Annotated in this window: 12 protein-coding genes; 6 read left to right on the top strand and 6 right to left on the bottom strand. The window is 56.2% G+C overall.

Translation table 11 applies throughout. The features are described 5' to 3' along the window. Positions 1–96 precede the first annotated feature (96 nt). Positions 97–843 carry a MipA/OmpV family protein gene (locus ACQG1Y_RS09135; protein WP_017384691.1) on the top strand — a complete coding sequence of 249 codons (747 nt, stop codon included), beginning with the start codon at positions 97–99 and terminating at the stop codon, positions 841–843. A 66-nt stretch (positions 844–909) separates the two neighbouring features. Here ACQG1Y_RS09135 and ACQG1Y_RS09140 read toward each other — a convergent pair whose 3' ends face one another. Both ACQG1Y_RS09140 and gapA read right to left on the bottom strand, forming a co-directional pair. Next, positions 910–1794, bottom strand: coding sequence for a D-hexose-6-phosphate mutarotase (locus ACQG1Y_RS09140; protein ID WP_045907480.1), 885 nt, complete (start codon positions 1792–1794; stop codon positions 910–912). A 74-nt stretch (positions 1795–1868) separates the two neighbouring features. After that, a complete protein-coding gene (gapA, locus tag ACQG1Y_RS09145) occupies positions 1869–2864 on the bottom strand; it encodes a glyceraldehyde-3-phosphate dehydrogenase (RefSeq protein WP_006809136.1) in 996 nt (331 codons plus the stop codon). 341 nt (positions 2865–3205) lie between these two features. On the opposite strand from gapA, the gene msrB reads away from it, so the two are divergent. Both msrB and ACQG1Y_RS09155 read left to right on the top strand, forming a co-directional pair. Further along, complete coding sequence (gene msrB / locus ACQG1Y_RS09150; RefSeq protein WP_426736731.1) at positions 3206–3619, top strand: peptide-methionine (R)-S-oxide reductase MsrB; 414 nt, start codon at positions 3206–3208, stop codon at positions 3617–3619. A 41-nt stretch (positions 3620–3660) separates the two neighbouring features. Continuing rightward, positions 3661–3933: a YeaC family protein gene (locus tag ACQG1Y_RS09155; protein WP_252049579.1), complete on the top strand. Its 273-nt coding sequence runs from the start codon at positions 3661–3663 to the stop codon at positions 3931–3933. 50 nt (positions 3934–3983) lie between these two features. Here the strand turns inward: ACQG1Y_RS09155 and ACQG1Y_RS09160 are convergent, their stop codons facing one another. The 4 genes from ACQG1Y_RS09160 to sppA all read right to left on the bottom strand — a co-directional run bounded on the left by ACQG1Y_RS09160 (position 3984) and on the right by sppA (position 9043). After that, on the bottom strand, positions 3984–5237 hold the full coding sequence (locus ACQG1Y_RS09160) for a glycoside hydrolase family 18 protein (protein WP_017384687.1): 1254 nt from the start codon (positions 5235–5237) through the stop codon (positions 3984–3986). Between the two features lie 219 nt (positions 5238–5456). Next, entirely contained in the window at positions 5457–6098 is a 642-nt protein-coding gene (pncA, locus tag ACQG1Y_RS09165; RefSeq protein WP_017384686.1) for a bifunctional nicotinamidase/pyrazinamidase, read from the bottom strand. Positions 6099–6107: 9 nt separating this feature from the next. After that, a complete protein-coding gene (ansA, locus tag ACQG1Y_RS09170) occupies positions 6108–7124 on the bottom strand; it encodes an asparaginase (protein WP_023303507.1) in 1017 nt (338 codons plus the stop codon). 62 nt (positions 7125–7186) lie between these two features. Then, positions 7187–9043, bottom strand: coding sequence for a signal peptide peptidase SppA (gene sppA, locus ACQG1Y_RS09175; protein WP_032653247.1), 1857 nt, complete (start codon positions 9041–9043; stop codon positions 7187–7189). 167 nt (positions 9044–9210) lie between these two features. Between sppA and ACQG1Y_RS09180 the strand changes: the two genes are divergently transcribed. From ACQG1Y_RS09180 to ACQG1Y_RS09190, 3 genes are all read left to right on the top strand, one after another. Then, a complete protein-coding gene (locus ACQG1Y_RS09180; RefSeq protein ID WP_023303509.1) occupies positions 9211–9762 on the top strand; it encodes an NAD(P)H nitroreductase in 552 nt (183 codons plus the stop codon). Positions 9763–9878: 116 nt separating this feature from the next. Beyond that, positions 9879–10922 (top strand): selenide, water dikinase SelD, encoded by a 1044-nt coding sequence (selD, locus tag ACQG1Y_RS09185; RefSeq protein ID WP_058700345.1) that lies wholly within the window; start codon positions 9879–9881, stop codon positions 10920–10922. A 4-nt stretch (positions 10923–10926) separates the two neighbouring features. Further along, a complete protein-coding gene (locus tag ACQG1Y_RS09190; RefSeq protein WP_017384681.1) occupies positions 10927–12849 on the top strand; it encodes a DNA topoisomerase III in 1923 nt (640 codons plus the stop codon). The last annotated feature ends 60 nt before the right edge of the window (positions 12850–12909 follow it).

Consider the following 12909-nt stretch of genomic DNA (forward strand, 5'->3'; position numbering starts at 1 on the left):
TAATCAAACGGATTAGCGCGCAAAAAATTTTGGGATGTACGGGAATGGCGGTTACACTTCACCCGCTGATTATTTGACTACAGGAAAGAATGGATTGTGACCAAACTCAAACTTCTGGCATTGGGCATCCTTGCCGCTACCGCAGCGAGCACCGTACAGGCTGAGAGCCAGTGGACTGTTGGCGCGGGTGCTGGCGTGATTAACAGCCCGTACAAGCAGTATGACCGCGACGTTTATCCTGTCCCCGTTGTCACCTATGAAGGCGATAACTTCTGGTTCCGTGGGTTGGGCGGTGGCTACTATCTGTGGAACGATACGGCCGATAAGCTCTCCATCATGGCCTATTACGATCCAACGCACTTTAAACCAGGCGACAGCGACAGCAATGCGCTTCGTCAGCTGGACAAACGCAGAAGCTCACTGATGGCGGGGCTTTCTTACGTCCATAATACCGAGTATGGCTTCCTGCGCACTGCGCTGGCGGGCGATACCCTGGACAACAGCAACGGCTTCATCTGGGATCTGGCGTGGCTTTATCGCTATACCAACGGCGCAGTGACGCTGACGCCGGGTATCGGTGTGCAGTACAGCAGCGAGAATTACAACGACTACTACTATGGCGTGTCTAAAGCGGAGTCTCGCCGCAGTGGTCTGAAGAGCTACAGCGCGGATGATGGCTGGGACCCGTACCTGGAACTCACCGCCTCGTATAACTTCCTCGGTGACTGGAATGTATACGGTACTGGCCGTTACATTCGTCTGAGCGATGAAGTGAAAGACAGCCCGATGGTCGACAAGTCCTGGTCTGGCATCTTCTCCGTGGGTGTGACTTACAAGTTCTGACCAGAACGTGATGCATTAAAACGGGGCGCTAGCGCCCCGTTTGTTTTTTATGATGCCTGAACAATATTAGCGCTTCACAATCTTGATCGTCTGGCCTAAGCGGGACGGTTTTTCTTCGCTGGTTTTCTGCGGCGCGGTCACGCACGCGGTTTCCACGCACACGAAGGTCTTGTAACCGTCATCCGGGATATCCGCCATGCTGACGGAAAGGGCAGGGCCCGGGTTCCAGCCCACCACGTTGCTGTGGTGGTGATGAACCACATCAATACCGCGGTTCAGCGCGCTGTCGTGGATGACGCTACAGGCTTCCGGGTGCAGATACACGCGGTCGGTACGATCCGGGAAAGTCTGCACGCCGTCGTCCAGCTTGCCTTCTTTCGCGTTATCCACTTTGTCGATAAAGGTATCGCCAAGTCCGCTCACCTTAACGGCCTGAATGTCGCCTACGTTGAAATAGGTGTGCAGGGCGGACGTTGTTTCGAATTCGCCGTGCGCTTCCAGTTCAATTTCGCAGGTTTTACCCAGCTTGAAGCGGGCATACAGGGTGAACTCGTGTGGCCACAGGGCACGCGTTTCATCATTCGGCTGGAGTTCAAAGGTCAACACCGCACCGTTTTCATCTTCGTTGTGGGCTTTCAGCGTCCACTGCTGGTTACGGGCGAAACCGTGTGAGGGTAAACCCTGCTGCGCTGACGGGCCAAACCATGGCCAGCAGATCGGTACGCCGCCGCGGATCGCCGCCCCTTTTTTGAACGAGGTGGCCTCGCTCAGCCACAGGCCTTCTTCTTCACCTTCTGGTTTCCAGGAGAGCAGGTGGGCACCATTGAGCGCTACGGAGGCTTTAACGCGTGGATGATCAACGACGATGATATCAGCACCGTCGATCTGACGGCGGGAGAGCACAGGGGTAAGTTGTTCGACTACCGGAAGTGCAAAAATTTTATTAATCATTAAGCAATCCTCTGTCTAAAAACAATAAAAAAGGCGACCGAAGTCGCCTTTTAGGATCAAGCACTCATCTCAACTTATTTGGAGATGTGAGCGATCAGGTCCAGTACTTTGTTAGAGTAGCCAGTTTCGTTGTCGTACCAGGAAACCAGTTTCACGAAGTTGTCGTTCAGTGCGATACCTGCTTTAGCATCGAACACGGAAGTGCACACTTCGCCGTTGAAATCGGTAGATACAACGTCGTCTTCGGTGTAACCCAGAACGCCTTTCATTGGGCCTTCGGAAGCAGCTTTGATTGCTTTCTTAATTTCTTCATAAGAAGCAGCTTTTTCCAGACGAACGGTCAGGTCAACAACGGATACGTTAGGAGTTGGAACGCGGAACGCCATACCAGTCAGTTTGCCATTCAGTTCTGGCAGTACTTTACCTACTGCTTTAGCAGCACCGGTAGAAGATGGGATGATGTTCTGAGCCGCGCCACGGCCGCCGCGCCAGTCTTTGTGAGACGGGCCATCAACGGTTTTCTGAGTAGCGGTGGTTGCGTGAACGGTAGTCATCAGACCTTCGATGATGCCGAAGTTGTCGTTGATAACTTTAGCCAGCGGTGCCAGGCAGTTGGTGGTGCAGGATGCGTTGGAAACGATGTCCTGGCCAGCGTAAGTTTCGAAGTTTGCACCGCGAACGAACATTGGGGTGTTGTCTTTGGAAGGACCAGTCAGAACAACTTTCTTCGCACCCGCAGTGATGTGTTTACGTGCAGTTTCGTCGGTCAGGAAGATACCGGTAGCTTCAGCTACAACGTCAACACCGATTTCGTTCCATTTCAGGTTAGCTGGGTCTTTCTCAGCAGTAACGCGGATGGTTTTGCCATTAACAACCAGGTGGCCGTCTTTCACTTCAACGGTGCCGTCGAAACGACCGTGAGTTGAGTCGTACTTCAGCATGTACGCCATGTATTCAGCGTCCAGGAGATCGTTGATACCAACGATTTCGATGTCAGAACGTTTCTGAGCAGCACGGAAAACAATACGGCCGATACGGCCAAAACCGTTGATACCTACTTTGATAGTCATATATTCCACCAGCTATTTGTTAGTGAATAAAAGGTTGCCTGTAAAATTACAAAAACCTTACGCAGCGTCAAGCGGAATCGTGTCAATCATTGCGACAAATCAATCCTGTGACTAACGTTTGTGCGACTGACTCGCCTCACTTTCCCTTTGAGCTAGCAACCACATGGGGGCTGCGCCCGGAATTTTAAAGGCCTCGCAGGATTAAAATGTGAAATTGATCACAATTGCCTGACCGCCTTTTCGCGACACATAAGTTTAGAACAAAAGTGCACGCGCGGGTGTTAATGTTTTGTTAGAATCTGGGTTAAAAGATGTCTGTTTCAACAGCGAGATGTAAGCATATGTCGAACCAACGTAACCCCGACGATTTGAAAAAAAACCTTACAGAGATGCAGTTTTACGTGACGCAAAATCACGGCACAGAACCGCCGTTTTCCGGGCGTTTGCTGCACAATAAACGGGAAGGCGTCTACCACTGCCTGGTGTGTGATGCACCGCTGTTTAACTCCCAGACGAAGTACGATTCTGGCTGCGGCAGGCCGAGCTTTTACGAGCCTGTCAGCGATGATGCGATCCGCTACCTGACGGACACCTCGCACGGCATGGTGCGCACCGAAATTCGCTGCGGGAACTGTGACGCCCATCTCGGGCATGTCTTCCCGGATGGCCCGCAGCCGACGGGGGAGCGTTTCTGCGTAAATTCGGCTTCCATGAGCTTTACCGATGATGAAAACGGCGACCAGACCAAGGGTTGAAAAAACGATTCAGCAAATTATTCCTTTGAAAGGGAGAGATCATGAATATTGATGACATGATTGCAGGTATGACCCCGGAGGTTTATCAGCGTCTGGTAACGGCCGTTGAGCTGGGAAAATGGCCGGACGGTGTGGCGCTCACACCTGAGCAAAAAAAGAACAGTTTGCAACTGGTGATGCTGTGGCAGGCGCGTCACAATACCGACGCCCAGCACATGACCATCGACACAAACGGTCAGATGGTGATGAAAAGCAAGCGCGAGCTGAAAGAAGAGTTCGGCATCGCGCCGAAGCCGATTGCGACCTTCAAATAAAGATCCCATGTAGGCCGGGTAAGCGCTAGCGCCACCCGGCACACTGCACTTTAGTGCGGGATCCCAAGCGACTCCGCCAGCTGTTTCGCGAGCTGGTTTTCGTCGTCAGCCCCATACTCCCAGAACATGGCGCCAGCCAGACCTTTCTCCTTAATGTAATCCGCTTTGATCGCCACGGATCGCGGGTTCTCATAGGAAATCGCAAACAGCGCCTTCCCGTCGGCGGATTTCACCGACAGCCACGGCACCTTCGCCTGTTCGTCCCAGTGCTCGGTAAAGCGTTTCTGCGGATCGTTCAGCAGCTTGCGGACGATATCGTTGTATTTCACATAGGTATCTTTGGTCAGATCATAGCCAAGCGATTTGAACAGGCCCAGTTCCTGCGGCCCGAAGTAGGGCTGCGTCACCGGATTGTTCTGCGCGTCCGATTTGCTCCAGTCGATACCCGGTTCAACGGCGCGCTTCGGCACGCGCCCATAGAAACCAATTCCGAGGTTCATCTGCTGCGGCTTCAGCCCGGCGGCCAGATAGTTATTCACCACAAAATCGACGCTGTACTTGTCTGCGGCAGCCACCGTTGGCCAGGCGCTGGAGTCATACAGATTCGCGTTAAAATACTGAGTACCGTACGCCATGTCGTAGGTCATCAGGTTGATGTAATCGAGCAGGGGGGCAATGGCTTTCACATCCACCCAGCTTTTCGGACTTTCCGCATTCGCGCCCACCGCAATCGTGACCAGCTTTTTCTTACCAAACGCGTCACGCATCTCTTTTAACAGCGCGGTGAAATTATCCCGGTCGGCAGGGGTGCTCTCGACCAGTCCCCACGCGCCGTTGACCGGATATTCCCAGTCCAGGTCGATCCCATCCAGGCCGTATTTACTGACGATCTCCTGCGCGGAGCGAATAAATACCGCGCGACTCTCTTTGGTTGCCGCTGCGCCAGAAAAACCACGCGCCCCCCAGCCGCCAACGGAAAGCAGGACTTTCAGGTTCGGGTTTTGTTTACGAAGCTGAGGAAGTAACGCCAGATCGGATGCCACCTTAGGTGATAACCAGATTTGATGCAGTTTTGCCGGATCTTTCAGCGCGGCGTTGGTTTCGTCTTTCTCGTTGTTATAGACCAGACCAAACGAGTAGTTGAGGTGGGTGATCTGGCGGACGTCCAGTTTATTAATATCGCCACCCGGTCCGGCGGTAACATCGCCACCCCCATTGAAGTAACCCACGGACATCAGGGGCGCGGCGGAAGCCAGTGACGCGCAAAGCAAGGGTAATGCTGCCAGCAAGGGCAAACGTTTCATATAATTTCCTCTTTGACTGAACAAAAATAACCACGCCACAGAAAAGGCGTGGCGAAAAAACAGCCTGAAGAGAATAGCATCGCCGTTTCGCTTGTGATGCGAGGGAGTTCACTTTATGGGGATTGGGGAAGAAATGCCGGGTGGCGCTGACGCTTACCCGGTCTACAAAACCAGAGAAAGTAGGCCGGGTAAGGCTAAGCCGTCACCCGGCTAAAAAGCTTACGCCTGCGTCTCCATCCAGTCAGCCAGCGTATACAGCGTTGCGCCTTCTGCGGCCATATCCATAAACGCCTGAGCGCTGTCATGCGGCTGAATATTTACCCCGCGACAGCCGTCGGTGATGACATTCACGGTATAGCCCAACTGGAGCGCATCCAGCACGGTGAACTTCACGCAGTAATCCGTCGCCAGGCCCAGCACAATCAGCTCGGTGATCTCATGGTGGCGCAACCACGCGTCCAGCGCCGTCTTCTGACGATGACCGTTATCAAAGAACGCGCTGTAGCTGTCGATGGTTGGGTTTTCACCTTTGTGGAACACCGCGTCGATGGCCTTCTGGTTCAGCAGCGGATGCAGCTCAGCGCCTTCCGTCTGCTGCACGCAGTGATCGGGCCAGAAGGTTTGCGCCAGCCCGTCCAGTTCGCCCTGGCTGTAAGGCTCAACGTTGTGCTGGCTGGCAAAGCTGCCGTGGTTTGCCGGATGCCAGTCCTGACTCGCCACCACCGCTTCACCACGAGCTTTACACCACTCAATCAGCGAATTCGCGACGTCTACGGTGCTGTCACCTTCCGCGACGGCCAGCGCACCGCCCGCACAGAAATCATTTTGCAAATCGACCAGTAACAGGGCGCGTTGCTTCATGGGACCTCCTTATTCGTCCGGCGTCAGTTCACCGCGCAGGTTTTGCATCATGGCGCGGCGAATGGAATCAATATCCAGATCCTGACTCAGTAAATAGTGAAGTTTAGTCAGCGTTGCCTCAACGGTCATATCGAAACCACTGATCACGCCAGCGTGCGCCAGGGCATTACCGGTGGCGTAGCCGCCCATATTGACTTTGCCGGACATACACTGGGTGAGGTTGACCACCACAATCCCGCGATCGCTCGCCTCCTGAAGCTCTTTCAGGAATTCACCGTTCTGCGGGGCGTTACCCACACCATAGGAGCGCAGTATTAGCGCCTTTACCGGCTGGCGCAGGAAGTTGCGCACCACGTCGGCGGAAATACCCGGATAAATCGTCACCACGCCGATCGGCTGCGGGGTGATCGGGTGAACGATCAGTTCGCCTGCGGTATTTGGTGCGGGCGGCGTGCCCAGACGACGGATATGGATCCCCGCTTCCAGCAGCGGTTGCAGGTTAGGTGAGGCAAAAGCGTCAAAGCCATCGGCGTGCGCTTTAGTGGTACGGTTCCCGCGGTACAGCCGGTTGTTGAAGAACAGCGTTACCTCGTTGATCGGGTAATTAGCGGCCACGTACAGGGAGTTAAGCAGGTTGATCTGCCCGTCTGAACGCAGTTCCGCCAGCGGGATCTGCGAGCCGGTCACGATGACGGGCTTGCTCAGGTTCTCCAGCATGAAGGAGAGCGCCGAGGCGGTGAACGCCATGGTGTCGGTGCCGTGCAGGATCACGAAGCCGTCGTACTGGTCGTAATGGGCTTTAATATCGTCCGCAATATGCTGCCAGTCTTCCGGCGTCATGTCGGAGGAGTCCATCAGCGGCTCATATTCGTGGATGGTAAAGTCCGGCATTTCCGGACGGTGGAATTCAGGCATAAGCGCCAGCTGGCGCTGTAAGTGGCCGGAAACCGGGATATAGCCATTTTCTGAGCGCTGCATACCGATGGTACCGCCGGTATAGGCGACATAAATTGATTTCTTCTGCATGGTAATGAGTTCTTGTTCTTCAAAAGAAAAAATCCCCTCTTCACGGGAAGAGGGGACGGTTTTTAACGCACGTTCGCACAGGTCAGGCAAAACGCGTAGCGGCTTTGTGGATCATTAAAGGCTGCGAGCTTGTCGCTCTCTGCTTTCATGGCTTTCGCCGCGGTCGCCACCGGCGCCGGCAGATAAGCCTGAAGCGCGTCCGGCAGCATGGCACGAACGGAGCCGGACATGCTGTCCATGACCATATCGAAGAACGTTGGTTCGTCCTGATAATAGTCCACGTGCCACTGCTTGAGCTTCGCCAGCTCCGCCGCTTTCTTCACGGCGTCGTCGAAGTCACCCAGGCTGTCTACCAGGCCGTTGCTCTTCGCGTCCTGGCCGGTCCAGACGTGGCCCTGAGCGATCTGGTCAATCTGATCGGGCGTCTTTTTACGCGAGTCCGCAACAAGCGTGATGAAACGTTTATAGCCACTCTCAATGCTGAGCTGCATCATCTCAGACACCTCAGGCGGCAGGGATTTGGTAACGGACACGTCCGCCAGCGGCGAGGTGGAAACGCCGTCGGTGTGGACGCCGAGATAATCCAGGCTGTTCTCTACGGTGTTGATCACGCCGAAGATGCCAATCGAGCCGGTCAGCGTGCTTGGGTTAGCCACAATGTAGTTGGCTGGCGTCGAGATCCAGTAGCCCCCGGAAGCCGCCATGCCGCCCATCGAGACCACTACCGGCTTGCCTGCGGCGCGCGCGGCGGCCAGTTCAGCACGGATTACTTCAGAGGCGCTGACGCTGCCGCCAGGGCTGTTCACCCGCAGGACAATCGCCTTCACTTTCGGATCCAGGCGCGCATCGCGGATCTGCGACGCGGTGGTGTCCCCGCCGACGTTCCCCGGCGTTTCTTCGCCATCCATAATGGCCCCGTTAGCAAACACCACGGCGATGCTGTCACCGCTGTCGTCCGGCTTTTTCGCGGCGTAGTCATACATGCTGATGGCGCTGTAGTTTTTATCCTCTTTACTCCAGCCGAACTGTTTGGTCAGCGCTTTTTCAATTTCAGCGCTGGAACCCAGCTGATCGACCAGTTTGTTATCAAGCGCGTATTTCGCTGTATCGCCGTCCACCTTGCGCAGGCCGTCCAGCACGCCGCGCGCGCCCGGGAAGACCTGCTCAGCGGTAATCTGACGGTTAGCGGCAATGGTGCCGAGGTAGTTCTGCCACAGCTCGCCAATCCAGCGGCTGTCCGCTTCACGGGCGGCAGGGGACATATCATCGCGGATAAACGGCTCCACGGCGGATTTATAGGTCCCGACGCGGAAGACGTGGGTGGTGACCTTCAGCTTGTCGAGCAGCGATTTGTAGTACAGACCGTTAGTGGCGAAGCCATGCAGATCGACCGTGCCCTGTGGCGAAAGCCAGATCTTATTGGCAAAGCTCGCCAGATAATATTGTCCCTGGGTGTAGCTGTCGCCAATCGCAATAACCGGTTTACCGCTGTCGCGGAATTCGCGCAGCGCTTTACCGATGTACTGCATTGACGGCTGATCGGCGCCGGCAAAATCTTTCAGGTCCAGCACGATACCGGTAATGTTACGATCGTCTTTAGCCTGACGGATGGTGTCGACAATATCAAACAGGGAGTTTTCCTGAAGACGGTCTGACGTTGCGCCGAACAGCTGGCGACCAATCACGCCCAGACGGTTGCTGGTCGATGGCTTATCAACAATCACCCCGGTGATATCGAGTAACAGCGCGCCGCGCGTCGAATGCTGCGACTGGTTTGCATTGCTGATATGCATCCAGATACCTGCGCATACCAGGACCAGGAAGATGAAGAAGATGTTCATCACCAGGTTGCGGACGAAGTTGAGCAGTCGCCACGTCCATTTAAAGAAACCGGCAAAGATTCGCCAAAGGGTTCGCATGTATTCTCCCTAACCAGAAAAGGACTGTTTCCGTCGCCACGGGACGGTAATGTGCGGTTATCGTAATGACCCAACCGCCACTTGTCAGCAGGAATCGCCTGCCACGCTGTAACAAATTCTGCTGTCGTGTTAATTTTGTGAGTAAATTTCATGAAAGGAGTTAACCAATGGACGCACTTGAACTGCTTGTTAACCGTCGTAGCGCTTCCCGCCTGGCCGAACCGGCACCCGTCGGCGAGCAGCTGGAAAACATTCTGCGTGCCGGAATGCGTGCGCCGGACCATGGCACATTGCAACCGTGGCACTTCTTTATCATTGAAGGCGAAGGGCGCGACCGCTTCAGCCAGCTGCTGGAGCAGGGGGCTGTTGCCGCAGGCCAGGATGAGAAGGGGATTGATAAAGCCCGTAACGCGCCGTTCCGTGCGCCGATGATCATCGCGGTAGTCGCAAAATGTCAGGCCGATCATAAAGTGCCGGTCTGGGAGCAGGAGATGTCTGCCGGTTGCGCGGTAATGGCAATGCAGATGGCCGCCGTCGCGCAGGGCTTTAACGGCATCTGGCGTACCGGGCCGCTGACCGGGAGCGCCGCCGTGCGGGAAGGTTTCTCCTGCGGCGAACATGATAAAATTGTCGGCTTCCTCTATCTCGGCACCCCGCAGCTTAAAGCTTCCAGCACCATTAGCGTGCCGGACACTACGCCTTTCGTCAGCCGTTTTTAATCACCCGCGCTAAACTGTCTGGATTCTGAGCATCCGCCGCAGAATTCAGACAGTCATACTTACCTCTTTATGGAATGAGCGCTACCATAGCGCGATTGAGATGACAGGAGACGTCCATGAGCGAGCAAACCATTCGTTTAACGCAATACAGCCACGGAGCCGGTTGCGGTTGTAAAATTTCCCCGAAAGTGCTGGAGACCATCCTGCACAGTGAACAGGCGAAGTTTGTCGACCCGAACCTGCTTGTCGGTAACGAAACGCGTGACGATGCAGCGGTTTATGACCTGGGTAACGGCACCAGCATTATCAGCACCACTGACTTCTTTATGCCGATTGTCGACAACCCGTTCGACTTCGGGCGCATTGCGGCCACCAACGCCATCAGCGATATCTTTGCGATGGGCGGTAAACCGATTATGGCGATCGCCATTCTGGGCTGGCCGATTAACACCCTCCCGCCGGAGATTGCCCGCGACGTGATCGAAGGCGGACGCTTTGCCTGCCAGCAGGCGGGTATTGCCCTGGCCGGTGGTCACTCTATCGATGCGCCGGAGCCGATCTTCGGCCTGGCCGTCACCGGCGTGGTGCCGACCGAGCGCGTGAAGCGCAACAGCACCGCGCAGGCGGGCTGCAAGCTGTTCCTCACTAAGCCGCTGGGCATTGGCGTACTGACCACTGCCGAGAAGAAATCCCTGCTGAAGCCCGAGCATATCGGTCTGGCAACGGAAGTGATGTGCCAGATGAACCTCGCCGGTGCGGCATTCGCCAATATCGACGGCGTGAACGCCATGACCGACGTGACCGGTTTTGGTCTGCTGGGGCACCTCTCTGAAGTCTGTCAGGGCGCGGGCGTGCAGGCGCAGGTCTGGTATCAGGATGTGCCGAAGCTGCCGGGCGTGGAAGAGTATATTGCTCAGGGCGCAGTGCCGGGCGGGACGCAGCGCAACTTCGCCAGCTACGGCCATTTAATGGGCGAAATGCCGGAAGCGTGGCGTAACCTGCTGTGCGATCCGCAAACCTCCGGCGGCCTGCTGCTGGCGGTGACGCCGGAAGCTGAAGCTGACGTTCAGGCGACGGCTGCCGAGTTTGGCATCACCCTGACGGCCATTGGTGAGCTGGTGACCGCCCGCGGTGGTCGCCCGATGATTGAGATCCGTTAATACGATGCGGTTGTTTATTGCCGAAAAGCCGAGTCTGGCGCGTGCCATCGCCGATGTGCTGCCCAGGCCGCATCGCAAAGGCGACGGCTTTATCGAATGCGGTAACGGGCAGGTGGTCACCTGGTGTATCGGTCACCTGCTTGAACAGGCGCAGCCGGATGTCTACGACAGCCGCTACGCCCGCTGGAATCTCAACGATCTACCGATTGTGCCGGAAAAGTGGCGTCTCCAACCGCGTCCTTCCGTCACCAAACAGCTCAACGTCATTAAGCGCTTCCTGCATGAGGCGACGGAAGTGGTCCACGCGGGTGACCCGGACAGGGAAGGGCAACTGCTGGTCGATGAAGTGCTGGACTACCTGGAGCTGGCGCCGGAAAAGCGCCAGCAGGTGCAGCGCTGCCTGATCAACGACCTCAACCCTCAGGCGGTAGAGCGGGCCATTTCACGCCTGCGCGCCAACAGCGAATTTATTCCCCTGTGTGTCTCCGCGCTGGCGCGTGCCCGTGCGGACTGGCTATACGGGATCAACATGACCCGCGCCTACACCATTCTCGGGCGCAACGCGGGTTATCAGGGCGTACTCTCCGTCGGTCGTGTCCAGACACCGGTGCTGGGGCTGGTGGTGCGTCGCGACGAAGAGATCGAAAATTTCGTCGCCAAAGACTTCTTCGAAGTCAAAGCGCATATCGTCACGCCGAAAGACGAACGCTTTACCGCCGTCTGGCAGCCAAGCGATGCCTGTGAGTCATATCAGGACGAAGAGGGACGGCTGCTGCATCGCCCGCTGGCGGAGCACGTGGTCAACCGCATTACCGGCCAGCCCGCAATCGTCACCAGCTATAACGACAAACGGGAAACGGAGCCCGCACCGCTGCCGTTCTCCCTTTCGGCGTTGCAGATTGAGGCGGCTAAGCGCTTTGGTCTTAGCGCGCAGAACGTGCTCGATATCTGCCAGAAGCTCTACGAAACCCACAAGCTGATCACCTATCCGCGTTCGGACAGCCGCTATCTGCCGGAAGAACACTTCGCCGGACGCCACTCGGTGATGAATGCCATTGGCGTCCATGCGCCGGATCTGTTGCCGCAACCGGCGGTAAACCCGGATACCCATAACCGCTGCTGGGACGATAAAAAAGTCGATGCTCACCACGCGATAATCCCGACGGCGCGCACCAGCAACGTCAACCTGACCGACAACGAAGCAAAGGTCTATAACCTGATCGCGCGTCAGTATCTGATGCAGTTCTGCCCGGACGCGGTGTTCCGCAAGTGCGTTATTGAACTGGAAATTGCCAAAGGCAAATTTATCGCCAAAGCGCGTTTCCTTGCAGAAGCGGGCTGGCGCACGCTGCTCGGCAACAAAGAGCGTGACGAAGAGAACGACGGCACGCCGCTGCCGGTCGTGGCCAAAGGCGACGAACTGCTGTGCGAGAAGGGCGAAGTGGTTGAACGACAAACCCAGCCGCCGCGCCATTTCACCGACGCGACGCTGCTGTCGGCCATGACCGGCATCGCCCGCTTTGTGCAGGATAAAGATCTGAAGAAGATCCTGCGCGCCACAGACGGTCTGGGTACGGAGGCGACCCGCGCGGGAATTATCGAATTACTGTTCAAGCGTGGTTTCCTTGAGAAGAAGGGGCGTTACATCCACTCAACAGAGCCGGGACGGGCGCTCATCCACTCCCTCCCTGAACTGGCGGCCAGACCGGACATGACCGCGCACTGGGAGTCGGTGCTGACGCAGATCAGCGAAAAGCAGTGCCGTTATCAGGACTTTATGCAGCCGCTGGTAGGGACGCTTTATCAGCTGATTGACCAGGCGCGCAGTACGCCAGTGAAGCGATTCCGGGGAATGGTCGCCCCGGGCGGCGGGGCGAAGAAACCGTTCAAAAAGAAGAAAAGCGCAGCCAAAAATACAACCGCTTAAACCGTAGGCCGGGTAAGGCGAAGCCGCCACCCGGCGAAAGCCCCTCTGCGGCCTGAAAAA

The sequence above is a fragment of the Enterobacter cloacae complex sp. 397G4 genome, from assembly GCF_050031515.1.
GTDB classification, from domain to species: domain Bacteria; phylum Pseudomonadota; class Gammaproteobacteria; order Enterobacterales; family Enterobacteriaceae; genus Enterobacter; species Enterobacter hormaechei_C.

What these genes read in the sequence shown, in the direction of transcription:
- ACQG1Y_RS09155 (WP_252049579.1), top strand. Translation starts at nt 3,661, where the DNA reads ATGAATATTGATGACATGATTGCAGGTATGACCCCGGAGGTTTATCAG.
- sppA (WP_032653247.1), bottom strand. Translation starts at nt 9,043, where the DNA reads ATGCGAACCCTTTGGCGAATCTTTGCCGGTTTCTTTAAATGGACGTGG.
- pncA (WP_017384686.1), bottom strand. Translation starts at nt 6,098, where the DNA reads ATGAAGCAACGCGCCCTGTTACTGGTCGATTTGCAAAATGATTTCTGT.
- selD (WP_058700345.1), top strand. Translation starts at nt 9,879, where the DNA reads ATGAGCGAGCAAACCATTCGTTTAACGCAATACAGCCACGGAGCCGGT.
- gapA (WP_006809136.1), bottom strand. Translation starts at nt 2,864, where the DNA reads ATGACTATCAAAGTAGGTATCAACGGTTTTGGCCGTATCGGCCGTATT.
- ACQG1Y_RS09160 (WP_017384687.1), bottom strand. Translation starts at nt 5,237, where the DNA reads ATGAAACGTTTGCCCTTGCTGGCAGCATTACCCTTGCTTTGCGCGTCA.
- msrB (WP_426736731.1), top strand. Translation starts at nt 3,206, where the DNA reads ATGTCGAACCAACGTAACCCCGACGATTTGAAAAAAAACCTTACAGAG.
- ansA (WP_023303507.1), bottom strand. Translation starts at nt 7,124, where the DNA reads ATGCAGAAGAAATCAATTTATGTCGCCTATACCGGCGGTACCATCGGT.
- ACQG1Y_RS09180 (WP_023303509.1), top strand. Translation starts at nt 9,211, where the DNA reads ATGGACGCACTTGAACTGCTTGTTAACCGTCGTAGCGCTTCCCGCCTG.
- ACQG1Y_RS09190 (WP_017384681.1), top strand. Translation starts at nt 10,927, where the DNA reads ATGCGGTTGTTTATTGCCGAAAAGCCGAGTCTGGCGCGTGCCATCGCC.
- ACQG1Y_RS09140 (WP_045907480.1), bottom strand. Translation starts at nt 1,794, where the DNA reads ATGATTAATAAAATTTTTGCACTTCCGGTAGTCGAACAACTTACCCCT.